16 protein-coding genes are annotated in these 16,392 nt (G+C 64.3%); 11 read left to right on the top strand and 5 right to left on the bottom strand.

Annotated features, from left to right (window positions below; all coding sequences use genetic code 11):
* A partial coding sequence (locus MOV74_RS06380; protein WP_246919076.1) for an ATP-binding cassette domain-containing protein occupies positions 1–291 on the bottom strand: 291 nt, incomplete at its 3' end.
* Between the two features lie 92 nt (positions 292–383).
* Here MOV74_RS06380 and MOV74_RS06375 point away from each other — a divergent pair.
* Positions 384–608, top strand: coding sequence for a cysteine rich repeat-containing protein (locus MOV74_RS06375; protein ID WP_246919075.1), 225 nt, complete (start codon positions 384–386; stop codon positions 606–608).
* Positions 609–675: 67 nt separating this feature from the next.
* Here MOV74_RS06375 and MOV74_RS06370 read toward each other — a convergent pair whose 3' ends face one another.
* Together MOV74_RS06370 and mddA are read right to left on the bottom strand one after the other, a co-directional pair.
* Positions 676–1,098: a GFA family protein gene (locus MOV74_RS06370; protein ID WP_246919074.1), complete on the bottom strand. Its 423-nt coding sequence runs from the start codon at positions 1,096–1,098 to the stop codon at positions 676–678.
* A 213-nt stretch (positions 1,099–1,311) separates the two neighbouring features.
* Complete coding sequence (mddA, locus tag MOV74_RS06365; protein ID WP_246919073.1) at positions 1,312–2,100, bottom strand: methanethiol S-methyltransferase; 789 nt, start codon at positions 2,098–2,100, stop codon at positions 1,312–1,314.
* Between the two features lie 134 nt (positions 2,101–2,234).
* Between mddA and MOV74_RS06360 the strand changes: the two genes are divergently transcribed.
* Positions 2,235–3,782 carry a winged helix-turn-helix domain-containing tetratricopeptide repeat protein gene (locus tag MOV74_RS06360; protein ID WP_246919072.1) on the top strand — a complete coding sequence of 516 codons (1,548 nt, stop codon included), beginning with the start codon at positions 2,235–2,237 and terminating at the stop codon, positions 3,780–3,782.
* Between the two features lie 18 nt (positions 3,783–3,800).
* On the opposite strand, the gene irr is transcribed toward MOV74_RS06360, so the two are convergent.
* Positions 3,801–4,289, bottom strand: coding sequence for a Fur family transcriptional regulator Irr (gene irr / locus MOV74_RS06355; RefSeq protein WP_246919071.1), 489 nt, complete (start codon positions 4,287–4,289; stop codon positions 3,801–3,803).
* A gap of 451 nt (positions 4,290–4,740) precedes the next feature.
* Here irr and MOV74_RS06350 point away from each other — a divergent pair, with 451 nt between their 5' ends.
* The 5 genes from MOV74_RS06350 (at position 4,741) to MOV74_RS06330 (ending at position 10,643) form a co-directional block, all read left to right on the top strand.
* Positions 4,741–6,291, top strand: coding sequence for an ABC transporter substrate-binding protein (locus tag MOV74_RS06350; RefSeq protein ID WP_246919070.1), 1,551 nt, complete (start codon positions 4,741–4,743; stop codon positions 6,289–6,291).
* Positions 6,292–6,489: 198 nt separating this feature from the next.
* Positions 6,490–7,461: an ABC transporter permease gene (locus tag MOV74_RS06345; protein ID WP_246919069.1), complete on the top strand. Its 972-nt coding sequence runs from the start codon at positions 6,490–6,492 to the stop codon at positions 7,459–7,461.
* On the top strand, positions 7,458–8,297 hold the full coding sequence (locus tag MOV74_RS06340) for an ABC transporter permease (protein ID WP_246919068.1): 840 nt from the start codon (positions 7,458–7,460) through the stop codon (positions 8,295–8,297). Before MOV74_RS06345 ends, MOV74_RS06340 begins: the two co-directional genes overlap by 4 nt.
* A gap of 2 nt (positions 8,298–8,299) precedes the next feature.
* Complete coding sequence (locus MOV74_RS06335) at positions 8,300–9,919, top strand: ABC transporter ATP-binding protein (protein ID WP_246919067.1); 1,620 nt, start codon at positions 8,300–8,302, stop codon at positions 9,917–9,919.
* A 514-nt stretch (positions 9,920–10,433) separates the two neighbouring features.
* The gene (locus MOV74_RS06330) at positions 10,434–10,643 is read left to right on the top strand and encodes a hypothetical protein (RefSeq protein ID WP_246919066.1); all 210 of its coding nucleotides are present in this window, start codon (positions 10,434–10,436) and stop codon (positions 10,641–10,643) included.
* Between the two features lie 111 nt (positions 10,644–10,754).
* On the opposite strand, the gene MOV74_RS06325 is transcribed toward MOV74_RS06330, so the two are convergent.
* Complete coding sequence (locus tag MOV74_RS06325) at positions 10,755–11,039, bottom strand: hypothetical protein (RefSeq protein WP_246919065.1); 285 nt, start codon at positions 11,037–11,039, stop codon at positions 10,755–10,757.
* Between the two features lie 194 nt (positions 11,040–11,233).
* Here MOV74_RS06325 and MOV74_RS06320 point away from each other — a divergent pair, with 194 nt between their 5' ends.
* The 4 genes from MOV74_RS06320 (at position 11,234) to MOV74_RS06305 (ending at position 16,180) form a co-directional block, all read left to right on the top strand.
* Positions 11,234–11,554 carry a hypothetical protein gene (locus tag MOV74_RS06320; RefSeq protein WP_246919064.1) on the top strand — a complete coding sequence of 107 codons (321 nt, stop codon included), beginning with the start codon at positions 11,234–11,236 and terminating at the stop codon, positions 11,552–11,554.
* 225 nt (positions 11,555–11,779) lie between these two features.
* Entirely contained in the window at positions 11,780–12,505 is a 726-nt protein-coding gene (locus MOV74_RS06315; protein WP_246919063.1) for an outer membrane protein, read from the top strand.
* Between the two features lie 166 nt (positions 12,506–12,671).
* On the top strand, positions 12,672–14,825 hold the full coding sequence (locus MOV74_RS06310) for a methyl-accepting chemotaxis protein (RefSeq protein ID WP_246919062.1): 2,154 nt from the start codon (positions 12,672–12,674) through the stop codon (positions 14,823–14,825).
* Between the two features lie 293 nt (positions 14,826–15,118).
* On the top strand, positions 15,119–16,180 hold the full coding sequence (locus MOV74_RS06305) for an MBL fold metallo-hydrolase (protein ID WP_246919061.1): 1,062 nt from the start codon (positions 15,119–15,121) through the stop codon (positions 16,178–16,180).
* The last annotated feature ends 212 nt before the right edge of the window (positions 16,181–16,392 follow it).

The following is a 16,392-nucleotide window of genomic DNA, read 5'->3' as shown; positions in this document are numbered from 1 at the left end:
GTCAGTCGGGACGTACAGGCCGGCCAGTATTTTCGCGAGCGTGGTCTTGCCGGTGCCGTTGCCGCCGACGACAAAGAGGATCTCGCCGCGCCCGCCAGCGCCATGACCGTCAGCGCCGCGCTCAGCGCTCCAGCTCTCTTCGACATCCTTTGCTCTCCTGCTTCCGTTCGGCGTCCCGATGCAATCACCGGATTTCGCAGCCGAGGTGCAGCCTGAATGGCAAAAGACGGCGCGCGGATACATGCCATGAAGATGGGGGATGCCGCGACCGCTGGGCCGCGCCGATGCCATGAACATGGCATGGACCGGCGCCTGTCCTTCGCGGGATGGTCCGGCCCGATTGATCCCGGTCGGGACCAACGCCGATTCCAAAGAGGTGCTTTATGAAGATTTCAGCTCTTGCCGCGCTGCTGCTCACGGCTGCCGCCCTGCCCGCTGCCGCGCAATCCGGTCCGTCGCCCCAGGAGCAAATGGCCTGCCGCGGCGATGCCAGCAAATTCTGCGCCGAACATATCGGCAAGCCGCCGCAGATGAACGCCTGCCTGCGCGAGAACAAGTCGAAGCTCTCCGACTCCTGCCGCAAGGTCGTCGAATCGCGCGGCGGCTGATCTTTCTTCCTTCTCCCTTGGGAGAACGATGAGAGGGCGGCGCTCTGCCGCCCTCCTGAACGCGCCGCTACTCCTGCATCATCTCGCCGCTGCCGCCGAACTCGGCCGGGAAATCCTTCAGCTTGGGCAGGCCATCGCGCATCGGCAGCACGGTCTCGGCATAGTTGACGTGAACACCGGGCGCGAAGGCGAGCGTGGGGATGGTGGCGGTGAAGACGTCGACCAGGCCGAGCGGCGGATGGTTGGTCATGAGATGGCCGCCGCACTTCTTGCAAAATTTGCGCTGGCTGAGCGGCGTCTTGGCAAACGTCTCGACATTCTCCGCGCCTTCGGTGATGCGTACCGCCTCGGGCTTCCACAGGCTGAAGGCGTTGACCGGGCCACCCGACCAGGAGCGGCAGGAGCGGCAATGGCAATAGCCCATCGCCTCCGGTGCGCCCGTGACCTCGATCGTCACCGCGCCGCAGAAGCAGTTTCCGACATGTTTCATTTGGTCGTCTCCGTTTGATGAAGGGGAGAAATCCTCTCCCCGCCCCCGTTCCGCGATATCTCGGGAAGGCGGGATGCGGGGAGAGGTGTCGGGGCGAAGGGGGAAATCACCCCGGGGGACGTTGAGGGGACGGATGCGTGCGATCCTCGCGTACCTCACTCGGCGCGGTCACGCGTCCTCCTTTCGAAGGACGCGTGCGGTGCCACGCCGAGGTTAGAGTGACCGGCGCCAGGGAATAAGCATCGACACCCGTTGTTTGTACTGCCGGTACTCGTCACCGAAGAGAGCCACGAGGTCGTGCTCCTCCAGCGCGATGCCGACGAAGATGTAGAGCGTGGTGACGGCCGCGAACAGCAGATGGCCCGCGGTCATGGTCGGCGCCGCCCAGAACGCAATGATGAAACCGAGATAAATCGGATGGCGGACGAAATTGTAGAGCAGCGGCGTCTTGAAGCGCGGCGGCGTCATCTCCTTCCCGACCAGATGGTTGGTCACCTGATGCAATCCGAACAATTCGAAATGATTGATGATGAAGGTCGAGGTGAACACCAGCACCCAGCCGGCGAAGGACAGCGTGACCATCATCACGGCAAGATCCGGATTCTCGACGTTCCATATGACTGATGGCAACGGACGCCACTGCCAGAACAGGAGCAGCAATGACAGGCTCGCCAGCAGCACATAGGTGCTCCGCTCGACCGGCTTGGGGACGAACTGCGTCCACCAGGCCTTGAACTGCTGGCGGGCCATCACGCTGTGCTGGACCGCGAACAGCGACATCAGCAGGAGATTGATGATGATGGCTTCAGTCGCCGGCGCGTCGGTTCCGGTGTCGATCGTCTTCGGCACCACCAGCCCCATGACGAAGCCGATGGCGTAGAGAATGGTGACGAAAAACACGAGATACGCCGCAATTCCGTACAGAAAGGCGATGAACTTGAAAATGCGAGAGCCCGTAACCTCCGGGCCGATCGAATGAACCTGGTGATCAAGTTGGGTCATAAACAGCTCCGTTGTGCCAAAGTGCCGGCACTTCATTGGTCGCTGCACCCTGCCGCATCGCCGGGCCCAAGACTTTCGCAGACGGTTGATTTTCGCCTGAGACGACTTTGATTTTTGCTTGAGACGACAGAATCGTGCGATTTCGCTTTGAAAACAACGTGCTCGACGGCGACCTGCGGGAACTCACCTGCGGCGGAGCAGCCGTGCCGTTGCAGCCGCAAGTGTTCGATCTCTTGCTCTATCTCGTCGCGCAACGCACGCGTGTGGTCAGCAAGGATGACCTGATCAGCCAGATCTGGAGCGATCGGGTCATCTCGGATTCCGCGCTGAACAGCCGGATCAATGCCGCGCGCAAGGCGATCGGTGACGACGGCGCGACACAGCGGCTGATCAAGACCATCCCGCGCAAGGGCTTTCGCTTCGTCGGCGACGTCCGGGAAGAAATGGCAGCGTCGGTCGCACCAGTCGAAGCCAGGCCCGCTCTCCCGCGCATCGCGGACCGCCCGGCGGTCGCCGTGCTGGCCTTCGAGAACATGAGCGGCGATCCCGCGCAGGATTATTTCGGCGACGGGATCAGCGAGGACATCCTCACGGCGCTGTCGAAACAACGCTGGTTCATGGTGATCGCCCGCAACTCGTCCTTCACCTACAAGGGACGCGCGGTCCACATCAGGCAGATCGCCGAGGAGCTCGGCGTCCGCTACGTCGTCGAAGGCAGCGTGCGCAAGGCGAACAACCGGGTGCGCATCACCGCGCAGCTCAACGATGCCGCATCGGGCGGCCATCTGTGGGCCGAGCGCTATGACCGCGATCTGGTCGACGTCTTCGCCGTCCAGGACGAGATCACCAACGCGATCGTGGCGGCGATCGAGCCGCAGATCCATGCAGCAGAGAATTTTCGCGCCGATCGCAAGCCACCGTCGAGCCTCGATGCATGGGATCTGTTGATGCGGGCGCTATCGCACTATTGGCGCGTGACCCGGCGTGATCACGAGGCCGCGCGGGCCCTGCTCGAAGGCGCGATCGGGATTGATCCGAACTACGGCCGGGCGCTGTCGGTGCTGGCGGCAAACCACATGCTCGGCGTGCATCTCGGCTGGGCCGAGCTCGCCGCGGTGGCGCCGGTGGCGGAAGCCGCCGCACTGGCCGCACTGCGCTGCGACCATGAGGATGCCTGGGCGCATGTCGCACTCGGCAGCGTCTGCTTCTCGACACGCCGGCTTGCGGATGCGCTGTCCGAGTTCGAGCAAGCGCTCGCGCTCAATCCGAACTTCTCGCTGGCGCAAGGCTATTACGCACTGGCGCTGTCCTATGCCGGACGGCCGAAGGATTCGTTCGAGGCCGCCCAAAGGGCGATCCGGCTGTCACCGCGCGATCCGTCGCTGGCGATCTATCAGGGCATCGCCGGCTATGCGCGTTTCACCGAACGCCAATACGACGAGGCCATCGCGCTCGCGCGCGAGGCGATCCGCCATCGCGGCGATCTCACCGGCGCCTACCGCGTGCTCGCGGTCTCAGCCGGCATGACGGGCGACGCGATGCTCGCGGAGACGGCGCTGGGCGAGCTCCGTCGCACCCAGCCGGACATCTCGCTGCACTGGATCGCGACAAAGCTGCCATGGGCCAATGACGCCGATCGCGAGCACTATCTGGAGGGATTTCGGCGCGCGGGGTTGCGTTAGACGACCGTGATGCGGTCTCTACGTCGTGCGCTTGCGGCGCAGGTGGACGATGACGTCGAGCCGCGCGATCTCGTGCCCGGGAAGCGCCTCGGGGATCTTGGTGAAGGCAAGATCGTCGGCAACATCGACCAGCACATCCTCGCCTTCGAGATAGAAGTGCGGATGCACGGATGTGTCGGTGTCGAAGAACGACTTGATGCCGTCGGCCGCGATCCGGCGGAGCAGGCCAGCCTCGGTGAACTGGTTCAGCGTGTTATAGACGGTCGCGAGCGACAGATACGCGTTCGCCGCCATCGCCTCTTCATAGAGGCTCTCTGCGGTGACATGACGATGGCCGCCCAGGAACAGCAATTGGCCGAGCGCGAGGCGCTGACGCGTCGGGCGCAGGCCGGCATTGCCCAGCAGTTGCAGGCAGTGCTGCACGCCCGCGTCCGGCGGCAGCTCGTGGCCGGCGACATCAGGTCCGTCATCGTCACCCACAGGGATATTCGTGGCCTGGATGTCCATCGATTGTCTCACGCGTCTCACGGCTCAAGGAAGCAGGACACGCCGTTCCGGGTCCCGCCAGTTGCCATTCGATCGCAAAGGCGGCGGCTCGGCTTTGATCCGGATCAAATCCGCAGCGCAGCCGCCTCGACCTATCGCAAGGCGGTCCGGTTTATTCCGCGTGGCGCAAGAAGGCTCCGACTACCGTCCCGCGACGCTGTGTCGCTAGTTCCACCGGCCGTGTCGGCCAACGACCGACATCATGGCTCTCCCCGGCAATAAGAGGCCGATCCATCAAAACAGGACGCGCTGTACATTTTTTGTGCGAGCCCTGTCGCGACTTTCATCTTGCGGCGCCGAACGGGACTGTGTGAGCCTCGATATCGGATGGGGACTGGGATGGGCCGGCCGTCGCTTTGCGCGCGAGGACGTTGCGGAGCGTTCACGGCCGGTCGCTTGAGAAAGATACGACATGCCAAAACGAGTGTTGCTTGGTCTCCTCCTGGCTTGCGGCCTCACGGCCCCGGCACTGGCGCAAGAGCCGAAAACGGGGGGCGTGGTCAATGCCGTGATCCAGCCCGAGCCGCCCGGCCTGATGCTCGCCCTGGTCCAGAACGGCCCGACCCAGATGGTGTCGGGCAATATCTTCGAGGGGCTGCTGCGCTACAGCCCCAAGCTCGAACCGCAGCCGGAGCTCGCCGAGAGCTGGAGCGTCAGCGAGGACGCCAAGACCTACACCTTCAAGCTCAGGAAGGGCGTGACCTGGCATGACGGCAAGCCCTTCACCGCCGCCGACGTGCTGTTCTCGGTCGAGATGCTGAAGCAGACCCATGCGCGCGCCCGCAACAACCTCGCGCAGGTCGACAAGGTCGAGGCGCCCGACGACTACACTGTCGTGTTCACGCTGAAGCAGCCGTTCGGCCCGTTCCTCGGCATCTTCGAGGTCGGATCGATGCCGATGGTGCCGAAGCATCTCTATGACGGCACCGACTTCAAGACCAATCCTTACAACAACGCGCCTGTCGGCACCGGCCCCTTCATGTTCAGGGAGTGGCAGAAGGGCTCGTTCATCCGCCTAGTCAAGAACCCGAACTATCATGAGAAGGGCAAGCCCTATCTCGACGAGATCTACTGGCAGATCATTCCCGACGCCGCGGCGCGCTCGGTGGCGTATGAGACCGGCAAGGTCGATGTGCTGCCCGGCGGCTCGGTCGAGAACTTCGACGTGCCGCGGCTGTCCAAGCTGAAGGACACTTGCGTCACCGGCGCCGGTTGGGAGTTCTTCTCGCCGCTGGCCTGGCTGTGGCTCAACAACCGCCAGGGTCCGCTCGCCGACAAGCGGGTGCGGCAGGCGGTCATGTATGCGATCGATCGCGACTTCGCCAAGGACGTGATCTGGAACGGGCTCGGCAAGGTCGCAACCGGCCCGTCCGCCTCGACCATCAAATACTACACCGACGACGTGAAGAAATATCCGTACGATCCGGCCAAGGCCAAGGCGCTGCTGAAGGAAGCCGGCTACAAGGGCGAGAAGATCCGCCTGCTGCCGCTCGCCTATGGCGAGACCTGGCAGCGCTGGGGTGAAGCGGTGAAGCAGAACCTGATGGACGTCGGCATCAATATCGAGACCATCGCCACCGACGTTGCCGGCGGCAACCAGAAGATCGGCGATTGGGATTACGACATCGCCTTCACCTATCTCTACCAGTACGGCGACCCCGCCCTCGGCGTCGGCCGCAACTACGTCTCCAGCGCCATCGCCAAGGGCCAGGTGTTCAACAATGTCGAGGGTTACTCCAACCCGGAGATCGACAAGCTGTTCGCCGACGGCGCGGTCGCAACCCCTGACTCCAAGCGCAAGGAGATCTACGAGAAGGCGCAGAAGATCCTGGTCGAGGACGTGCCGGTGGCCTGGATGCTCGAGCTGCAATTCCCGACCATCACGCGCTGCAAGGTCAAGAACCTGATCACCACGGGCATCGGGGTCAATGACGGCTTCAAGGACGCATGGCTCGAGAAGTGAGGGCGGGCACTCCGAACTCCGCTTACCTCTCCCGCTTGCGGGAGAGGTCGACGCGCTCGCAGAGCGCGGCGGGAGAGGGCTTTCTCCTCTTGGCGTCCTCTCTGCGGAAATACCCTCTCCCCTGCCCTCTCCCGCAAGCGGGAGAGGGAGCGCACCGTGATTGTCGCTGCGTTCAACCTGATCTGATCGCCATCTAAGATGCTCTCCTTCGTCGCTCAACGTATCCTGAAGGGCGTGATCGTCCTGCTTGCGATCGTCGTCCTCAATTTCTTCCTGATCCGGCTTGCGCCCGGCGATCCCGCTGTCGTGATGGCGGGCGAGGCCGGAGCCAGTGACCAGGTCTTCGTCAAGCAGCTCCGGGAAAAGTTCGGCCTCGACAAGCCGCTGCCCGAGCAGCTTTTCATCTACGTCAAGGGCGTCGTGACGCTCGACCTCGGCTTCTCCTTCCGCCAGCAGGCACCGGTCGCAAAGCTGATCGGCGAACGGCTGCCGGCGACACTGCTGCTGACGCTGACGGCATTCGCGATCTCGCTCGCGCTCGGCATTCTGTTCGGCACCTTCGCCGCGCGCTTTGCCGGGACCTTCCTCGACACGGCCATCACCGTGTTCGCGCTGGTCTTCTATGCCATGCCGCTGTTCTGGGTGGCGCTGATGGGCATCCTGCTGTTCTCGGTCACCATGGATTGGTTGCCGAGTTTTGGTTACGAGACGGTCGGTGCCAACCTCACCGGCCTCGCCCATGCGGTCGATGTCGCAAAGCACCTGATCATGCCGGCGATGACGCTCGGCCTGTTCTTCATGGCGACCTATACCCGCATGACGCGCGCCTCGATGCTGGAGGTGAAGCGGCTCGACTTCGTCAAGACGGCGCGGGCCAAGGGCCTCTCTGACGCCGTGATCCAGCGCCGCCACGTGCTGCGCAACGCGCTGCTGCCGGTCGTGACGCTGGCCGGCGTGCATTCCGGCACGCTGATCGGCGGTGCCGTCATCACCGAGACCGTGTTCGCCTGGCCCGGCATCGGACGCCTGATGTACGACGCCCTGCTCCAGCGCGACTACAATCTGCTGCTTGGCGTCTTCGTGATCTGCTCCGCCATGGTGCTGATCTTCAACCTCATCACCGACCTGGTCTACCGACTGGTCGATCCGCGCATCGAATTCGCCTCATGAAACAGTTCTGGAAATCGATGCTGAAGAGCCCGAGCGGCGTCATCGGGCTCGTCATCCTGGTGCTCGCGATCTCGGTCGCATTGTTCGGGCCGATGCTGTTCCCAAACTCGCCCTGGCGCATGGTGCAGCGGCCGTTCCTGCCGCCGTTCACGCTCTCGACGGTGCCGCTCGGCACCGACGCGCTCGGTCGCGACGTGTTCGCCGGCATGATTTTTGGCGCACGCGTCTCGCTGCTGGTGGGCCTCGTCTCCACGCTGGTGGCGCTGGTCGTCGGCATGCCCATCGGCGCCATGGCCGGCTATTTCGGCGGCAGGGTCGATGACGCCCTGATGCGCTTCACCGAGTTCTTCCAGACCATTCCGAGCTTCGCGCTCGCGATCGTGCTGGTCGCGATCCTGCAGCCTTCGATCTATTCGATCGTGACCTCGATCGCGCTGGTGAGCTGGCCGCCGGTCGCCCGTCTCGTGCGCGGCGAGGTGCTGTCGCTGCGCACGCGCGAATATGTCCAGGCCGCCGTGGTCACCGGGCAGTCGCACACCTGGATCATCCTGCGCGAGATCCTGCCCAACGCGCTGTCACCGGTGATCGTGCTGGCCTCGCTGATGGTGGCGACCGCGATACTGCTGGAATCCTCGCTGTCCTTCCTCGGCCTCGGCGATCCCAATCTGATCTCCTGGGGCTACATGGTCGGCGCCGGCCGCACCGTGATCCGCCAGGCCTGGTGGATCACCGTGTTTCCCGGTGTCGCCATCCTGATCTCCGTGCTCGGATTGAACCTGATCGGCGAAGGCCTCAACGACGCGCTCAATCCGCGTCTGTCGCGAGAGGGACGCTGACGATGAGCGCCGCGCCCGCCGTCTCCATCAAGAACCTCAAGATCGCGCTGCCGAAAGGCGCCGAGCGTCCGTTCGCCGTGGACGGCGTCTCGCTGGACCTGCGGCCCGGCAAGATCGTCTGCGTCGTCGGCGAGTCCGGCTCCGGCAAGTCGATGTGCGCGCATGCGCTGATGGGCCTGTTGCCTGATACGGTGTCTATCGCCTCCGGCGAGATCCAGTTCGAAGACCGCGACCTGCTCAACCTCGATGACGACGGCTGGCGCGATCTGCGCGGCCGCAGGCTGGCGATGATTTTTCAGGAGCCGATGACCGCGCTCAATCCGCTGATGCGGATCGGCGACCAGATGGCGGAGATGTTCGAGGCACACGGCCTGCTCACGCCGGGAGAGCGGCGCGCGAGAGCGCTCGCTTTGGCACGGGAAGTCGGCCTGCCCGATCCCGAGCGCATCGTCCGCGCCTATCCGCACCAGCTCTCCGGCGGCCAGCGCCAGCGCGCCATGATTGCGATGGCGCTGGCGCTCGAGCCGGCCGTGCTGGTCGCGGACGAGCCCACCACCGCGCTCGACGTCACCACGCAGGCGCAGATCCTGAAACTGATCCGCAACCTTCAGCGCAATCGCAACATGGCGGTGATGTTCATCACCCATGATTTCGGCGTGGTCGCCGACATCGCCGACCAGGTCGTCGTGCTCCGGCATGGCAAGGTCGTCGAGGAAGGCCCGGCCGCGACCGTCTTCAACGAGCCGCAGCACGACTACACCAAGGCCCTGCTCGCAGCCGTGCCCTCGATGGATCCGCCAGAGCGAAAGCCGCTCGACGATCAGGCCAGGGCGGTCGAGGTGATCGGTCTGGACAAGACCTACGTGACATCCGGCGGCTGGTTTCGCGAGGACCGCCGCGTCGATGCGGCGCGCGCGGTCAATTTCGACATCCTCAAGGGCGAGACGCTCGGCCTCGTCGGCGAATCCGGTTCCGGAAAATCGTCGGTGGCGCGGCTCGTGATGCGGCTGATCGAGGCGGACCGCGGCACGGTGCGGATCGGCGAGACCGATCTCACGTCGCTCTCTGGCAAGGCGCTGCGCACCGAGCGCCACCGCATCCAGATGATCTTCCAGGATCCGTTCGCCTCGCTCAATCCGCGGCGCAAGATCGGCCACATCATCGCCGACGGCCCGATCGCGGCGGGCATCGATCCGAAGATCGCCTTCGACCGCGCCCGCGATCTCCTCAAGATGGTGGGCCTCGATGCCGGCGCGCTCGAACGCTATCCGCATGAATTCTCGGGCGGCCAGCGCCAGCGCATCGGCATTGCGCGCGCGCTGGCGCTCGAGCCCGAGATCATCGTCGCGGATGAAGCCGTCTCCGCGCTCGACGTCTCGGTGCAGGCGCAAGTCTTGAGACTGCTCGAAGACCTCAAGGTACGCCTGGGCCTCTCGATGCTGTTCATCACCCACGATTTGCGCGTCGCCGCCCAGATCTGCGACCGCATCGCGGTAATGCAGCGCGGCGCCATCGTCGAGTTGAAGCCGACGGCGCAGCTCTTCGCCGCGCCGGAGCATGCCTATACGCGGGAGCTGCTTGCGGCGGTGCCGGGGCGCAAGGACCGCGCGCCGGCGGCGTGAACGAACGCGTGCGACAGCCGAATTCGAGATCGTTCTAAGACTTGCCCGCCGCAAGATGAGAAACATATTCGATTGAACGGCATTGGCTTGGCAAGATTGTCCTTGCTGGCGGCAGCAAAGGGAAAATTGGCATCGGACCGCGCGCGTCGTGATGCGTTGCGCAGCTTCGCAATTCACGCGAGAGAGCAAACCGGGGCATCCGACCGCCGGAGTACCATCACGCGCATTTGTTCTGACGTGAGCGGCTGCGCCGTTTCGAAGCCGAAACAGGCGCCATAGATCGAAATGGAATGATCACCGTCATCTGATGACGGATTTGCCAACTGATATCCGGAGCCACCATGGGCGAAGTTATTCAATTTGTCTCAAAGTCCGAGCGCGAGCGAGCGCGTCTTATTCAAGAGGCACGCGCCATTTACGACAGCATCTTCCCATCGGCTGATCCCGCCAGCGAGGGGCAGGATAAGGCAGCGAGAGGCCGGCGGTCCATCGGACGCGACGGGAGTAACCTGTCGTGATCAAGATCATCGCCGTGCTTTGCAGCATCGCCTCTCCGACCAATTGTCACGAGCAGATCGTCACCACCTCGGATTTTGCGGAGGTTTCGGTGCAGTCCTGCCTGATGGGCGCGCCGCAACTCGCCGACTGGATGAACCAGCATCCGGCCGAGCGACTGGCAGCGTGGCGCTGCGTGATCGGGAAGCAGGCCGGCCGGGGAATCTAGCGACGAAGCTGATCGAGCAGGTCGCACGGTGACGACAATCCGCCACCGGCGAAAATCAACTTCTTGCGCCTCGCCGCACGCGCCGAACGGTATCGCTCTAACGGTATCGCCCTATCGGGTAGTGTTGCTCCAGGTCGGAACGGAATTGGTCACTCCGACCGAGGGCCAATTGTACGAGCCGACCGACGGTGCCGTGACCGTGCCGGCCGTCTGTCCGGATGACCCGTAGGACGCCCTCGGCTGCGCTGCCGATGCTGGCGCACCGCTATAGCTCGGCGCCACCACACCCGTGCTGTAATGTCGGCTCGACCGGACCTTCTTTGCTTCAGCCGCGAAAGGCGCGGCAAGCAATCCGGTCGTGATGAGCGCGGCAATGGCGAATTTGATGGTTTTCATGGCTGATCCTTTCGCCCGCTGCACGCCCCGGTATTCAACTGTACATTCACCGGACAATTTCCATAGGTCTCAGTTCATAACTCCGTGCGCGAGCGAAGGTGCCGAAGCGCAGGGAGCACGCATCCGCCGCCTTCGGATCGACCCGAATCAGCGTTAGTGCATTGCGATCAGTGACTTCCCTGGACGCGAGCAGCATGACCGGCGCCGAACTGAAGCAACTCCGCGACGACCTCTCCGACGCCCTCGAGCGCAAGCTCACGGCGGCCGACATGGCCAAGCTCTGCGGATTGCCGGAGAAGGGCGGCGCTGACACCATCCGGCGCTGGGAGGTCAGCGGTCCGACGCCGTCGGCGACCAAAGTGCTGCGCGTGCTGGCGATGGCGAGCGAGCGCTATCCGATCCTGGAGAAGTTCGACATCTTCGATCGCCATGACGTGCGCGAGGAGGACCGGCCTGCAAAACGCGCGGCGTTCCGCGAACAGATGCGCGATGAGGCGCGACGGCGTCTTGGTTAATGAAGCAGGCTCAGAGGTTACCGGAAAGCTGCGAAGTTAAGCCTTCCTTCAGCATTTCTTAAGCCGACATTAAGCACGAAAATCATTTGCAGCCCAATAAGTTAGCTTGGGCCTCGCTGTGCCACGCATGTGACAGCATTTTCGTCAAAAGCAAGCTATCTGCAAAACCAACGCCGGCGCGGAAAAGCGCGCCTGCCGGGGACCTTTAGTGTTGGAGTTTGGACTATGAAGAAGATTCTGTTTGCGACCGTGGCGCTGCTCGCGATGGGCGCGGCTGCCCCGGCCGTCGGCGCCGATCTCGGCAACCGCAACTACTATAAGACGCCCGCGCCGGCCTATGCCGCGCCAATCTATAACTGGACCGGTTTCTATATCGGCGGCCATGTCGGCGGCGCGTTCTCCAGCGACAACAACTTCAACGGCCTCTCCACCGGCAACAACGGCAACGGCCGTTTCCTCGGCGGCGTGCAGGTCGGAGCGGACTGGCAGATCAACCCGAACTTCGTGGTCGGCGTCGAAGGTCAGTATTCCTGGCTCTCCGGCAGCGTCGGCGCAGTGTTTCCGGGCGGCGTCGCCTACACCAACGACCAGCGTGGCCTCGGCTCGATCACCGGCCGCGTCGGCTACACCTGGGGCCCCGGCCTCGTCTACGTGAAGGGCGGCTATGCCTATTCGGACAACAACGAGAAGGTGACCGTCGGTGGCGTGCCGACCGGGTTCGTGATCACTGGCGATCACCGCAACGGCTACACGGTCGGCGCCGGCCTCGAATACATGTTCGCCCCGAACTGGTCGGCCAAGGCCGAGTACCAGTACTACAATTTCGGCGAGGCGAGCTTCACCGGCGGTCCGCTCGCGGGCACCGGCAGCTTCACCACCGACGACCACACCATCAAGGCGGGCGTCAACTATCGCTTCAACTGGGCAAGCCCGGCGGTCGCGCGCTACTGATCGGTTACCGCAATCTTAAGATGACCCAGGGCCGGCGATTTCGCCGGCCCTTCTTTTTTCGCCCTGCGGAACACGCGCAACCTTTTGCGGAGATTGCGAATTTTTAACTCGCCGTGCGGATACTGCCGGCCACCAAGCAGAAACAAGAATTGTTGGGGGAATTTCGATGGCGATCCGTCTCAGCCTTAGCGGCTCACTTGGCCGAATGCGGCCGCGTTTCAAGATGCCGACCTGGGGCGTGCGCGGCAGCCTGTTCGCGGCCTTCGCGGTGATCGCTGGCATGGGCCTCGTGATCTCGGCCGGCGCCGGCCTCGTGCTGCAAAATCTCGGCGGACGGATGACCGAACTGAGCGGGCGGGACATTCCGCGCCTTGCCGCCAGCCTGCAATTGTCGGCACTGAGCGCGAGCCTTGCGGCACAGGGACCGGCCCTGCTCGCGGCTCAAACCGAGGACGCCCTGAAAGAGCGCACCGCGAAGCTCAAGGAGCTGCAGGAGCAGACGCAGAAGAAGCTCAACGAGATCATCGAGCTCGGTGGCGACAAGAATGTCGTCTCCGGACTCAGCGAGACGATGAAGAGCATCAACGAGGCGGCCCAGAGCCTGGCCAAGGCCGCCCGCGAACGGCTGGATATCGCCGCCCTACACGACAAGCAATATGACGCGCTGCGCAGCGCGCAGGGCGCCTTCGTCGGCGCGGCCAGCCCGGCCATGCTCGACGCGCAGACCCGGGTCAACGCGATTCTCGGCTCGGCCGACCTGTCCGCCGCAGATGCCTCCGACGCCGCGCAGACCGTCGGCCAGCTCGGCAACGTCGTCGCCAGCGGCAATCTCGCAGCCGCTGACATGAGTGCGGCGCTATCGGCCAACACGAGCGACAAGCTCGACGACATCCAGAAGGGATTCAAGACGGCACAGGGCCGCCTTCGCTCCAACCTTGATCTGTTGCCGGACAATCAGGGCAACAAGATGCTGCGCGAAACAGCGGAGAAGCTGCTCGCGCTCGGCACCGGCAAGACCGGCGTGTTCAATCTGCGCGAGAAGGAGCTCGATTCCGTCGACTACGGCCAGACCATCCTGGACGAGACCCGCAAACTCAATATCGGACTCGGCATCAGCGTGCAGCAGCTCGTCGACGGCGTGCAGAAGGAGACCAACAGCTCGACCTCCCAGGCGCAGCGGGAGACCTCGCTCGCGACGACCGTGATGCTGGCGCTCGGCTCGCTGATGCTGGTCGGCTCGGCGCTGTTCGTCTGGCTCTATGTCGGCCGCAACATCCTGCGCCGCATCCGTGAGCTTCAGCGCACCATGCAGCTGCTGTCGGCCGGCGACCTCGACACCGAGATCGTCCGTTCCCGGCAAAACGATGAGATCGGCGTGATGAAGGAAACACTGACCGTGTTCCGCGACAGCATGATCGAAGCACGGGCGCTCGCCGGCGAGCAGGAAAAAGACCGTGTCGCCAAGGCCGAGCGGGCCGCGCGCATGGAAGCGAAGATCGCCGAATTCGAAAACACGGTGCGCTCGGCGCTCGACAATCTGGCGCAGTCGGCCAATTCGATGCAATCGACCGCGCAGAGCATGTCGACGACCGCCGACCAGTCCAACGCGCTGGTCAATGCGGTCGCCTCCGCCGCCGAAGAGACCTCGGTCAACGTGCAAACCGTGTCGTCGGGCACCGAGCAGCTGTCCTCCTCGATCGAGGAGATCAGCAGGCAGGTCGTCACTTCGGCCGCGATCGCCAAGAAGGCGGTCGACGAGGCCGGCGCCACCGACGCCACGGTGCAGAGCCTCGCCGACAGCGCGAGCCGCATCAGCGTCGTGGTCGATTTGATCCAGACCATCGCCTCGCAGACCAACCTGCTCGCGCTCAACGCCACCATCGAGGCGGCGCGTGCGGGCGAGGCCGGCCGCGGCTTCGCCGTGGTTGCCTCCGAGGTGAAGAGTCTCGCGAGCCAGACCGCCAAGGCGACGGAGGAAATCCGCACCCAGATCGCCAGCATGCAGGACATCACGACATCGGCGGTCGGCGCCATCCAGGGCATCGGCCGGATCATCGGCGAGATCGACGGCGTGACCACGACGATCGCGGCCGCGGTCGAGGAGCAGGGCGCTGCCACCCGCGAGATCGCGCGCAACATCCAGCATGCGGCCGGCGGCACCAGCGAAGTCTCCAGCAACATTGTCGGCGTCTCCACCGCGTCGGCCGAAGCGGGCGCCGCGGCGAACGAAGTGCTGAGCGCCTCCGACGCGCTGCGGCGCGAAGCCGACATGCTGCGCGGAGAGATCGACGCATTCCTCAACAACATGCGGGCGGCGTAAGGACTCCGGCGACACGGGGACTCCGCTCCCTCTCCCGCTTGCGGGGGAGGGTCGGGGTGGGGGTGCCTCCGCATCGGGAGCATTTGAGGGCACGCAGAGAGTATCCCCGCGCGGAGAGAGCCCCCACCCGGCGCTTCGCGCCGACCTCCCCCGCAAGCGGGAGCGATAACCGAGTTCGGAGCGCGAGCGTCCCACATCACGGAAAAACGCCGGCAGGTATGACGGCCATGCGGAGACCACGGCCCGCCCTTTTTCGGCTGGCGCCCCGCCCGCGCTCGGTTTAAGCCGGTAGCATGAACGCAAAAACCGACATCGTGCAGTCCTCGGCCGAGGCCCTGCGCTACCCCTGGGAACAGCATCCTGGTCACGAAGAGATCGTCGAGGTGCGTCCCGGCGTGTTGTGGGCACGGCTGAAGCTGCCGTTTCGCCTCAACCACGTGAACGTCTACCTGCTCGCCGACGGCGACGGCTATGCCATGGTGGATACCGGCTTCGGCAACGAAGAGACGATCGAGGCCTGGACCAAGCTGTTCGACGGGCCGCTGAAGGGCGTCACCATCACGCGCCTGATCGTCACCCACTCCCACCCCGACCATGTCGGACTTGCGGGCTGGGTCGTCGAGCGGTTCAACTGCCCGCTGGTGATGTCGCAGGTCGAATATCTGCAATCGGTCTATCACCAGAACCGCGGCACCGCGGAACGGCAGGAGGCGCAGCGGCTGTTCTTCCGTCACCATGGCATGGACGAGTCGCTCACCGAAAAGCTGCTGGGCCGCGGCCAGGATTATCTCAAGCGCGTCTCGGTGCTGCCGCCCTCCTACCGCCGCATCTCCCACGGCGACGACGTCGTGATCGGCACGCGCCGCTTCAAGGTGATCACCGGTGGCGGTCACGCGCTCGACCAGGTGATGCTGTATTGCGCCGACGACAAGCTGTTCCTCTCCGCCGACCAGGTGCTGAGCAAGATCTCGCCCAATGTCAGCGTCTGGGCGGTCGAGCCCGACCAGAACTCGCTCGGCGAGTATCTGGCCTCGCTCGCCAGCCTCACCACGACCCTGCCCTACGACGTGCTGGTGCTGCCCGGCCACGGCGTGCCGTTCTACGGACTTAAGACCCGCATCAAGCAGCTCGCCGACCACCATGAAGAGCGCTGCCGCCTGATCGCGGAAGCCTGCCGCGAGGTGCCGCAGACCTCGCGCGCCTTGGTGCCGGTCGTGTTCAACAAGCATGTGCTCGACGAGCACCAGATGGGCTTTGCCGCCGGCGAGCTGGTCGCGCACGTCAACTACATGATCGTCGAGGGCCGGCTGACGGCGGAGGCGAAGAACGGCGTGCTGCAGTTCCGGACGACGTGAGCTAAGGCGTCGGCGCGACCGGCTGCGCAATCATGGACGAAGCGCGCGCCTTGGACAAAATGTCCATGGCAGCAGCCGGGGTCCGTGCCTTCCCTGCAGCCTCGGCCCCCGCGGGCAGGCCCGTGTTAGGCGTTTGATCCACATCAACTATCGCCGGCGATACGCCGCTATCAGTAGACCCGCGCGCCCCGTGACAAATGTGTGCGGGCGCA

Source organism: Bradyrhizobium sp. SHOUNA76, from assembly GCF_023006445.1.
Taxonomy (GTDB): Bacteria; Pseudomonadota; Alphaproteobacteria; order Rhizobiales; family Xanthobacteraceae; genus Bradyrhizobium.
The sequence above is the reverse complement of the archived record's forward strand: the minus strand, read 5'-3'. Positions and strand labels throughout refer to the sequence as shown.

Coding starts and splice junctions, on each gene's coding strand:
- mddA (WP_246919073.1), bottom strand. CDS start 2,100: ATGACCCAACTTGATCACCAGGTTCATTCGATCGGCCCGGAGGTTACG.
- MOV74_RS06370 (WP_246919074.1), bottom strand. CDS start 1,098: ATGAAACATGTCGGAAACTGCTTCTGCGGCGCGGTGACGATCGAGGTC.
- MOV74_RS06350 (WP_246919070.1), top strand. CDS start 4,741: ATGCCAAAACGAGTGTTGCTTGGTCTCCTCCTGGCTTGCGGCCTCACG.
- MOV74_RS06320 (WP_246919064.1), top strand. CDS start 11,234: ATGACCGGCGCCGAACTGAAGCAACTCCGCGACGACCTCTCCGACGCC.
- MOV74_RS06315 (WP_246919063.1), top strand. CDS start 11,780: ATGAAGAAGATTCTGTTTGCGACCGTGGCGCTGCTCGCGATGGGCGCG.
- MOV74_RS06325 (WP_246919065.1), bottom strand. CDS start 11,039: ATGAAAACCATCAAATTCGCCATTGCCGCGCTCATCACGACCGGATTG.
- MOV74_RS06345 (WP_246919069.1), top strand. CDS start 6,490: ATGCTCTCCTTCGTCGCTCAACGTATCCTGAAGGGCGTGATCGTCCTG.
- MOV74_RS06310 (WP_246919062.1), top strand. CDS start 12,672: ATGGCGATCCGTCTCAGCCTTAGCGGCTCACTTGGCCGAATGCGGCCG.
- MOV74_RS06335 (WP_246919067.1), top strand. CDS start 8,300: ATGAGCGCCGCGCCCGCCGTCTCCATCAAGAACCTCAAGATCGCGCTG.
- MOV74_RS06375 (WP_246919075.1), top strand. CDS start 384: ATGAAGATTTCAGCTCTTGCCGCGCTGCTGCTCACGGCTGCCGCCCTG.
- MOV74_RS06305 (WP_246919061.1), top strand. CDS start 15,119: ATGAACGCAAAAACCGACATCGTGCAGTCCTCGGCCGAGGCCCTGCGC.
- irr (WP_246919071.1), bottom strand. CDS start 4,289: ATGGACATCCAGGCCACGAATATCCCTGTGGGTGACGATGACGGACCT.
- MOV74_RS06340 (WP_246919068.1), top strand. CDS start 7,458: ATGAAACAGTTCTGGAAATCGATGCTGAAGAGCCCGAGCGGCGTCATC.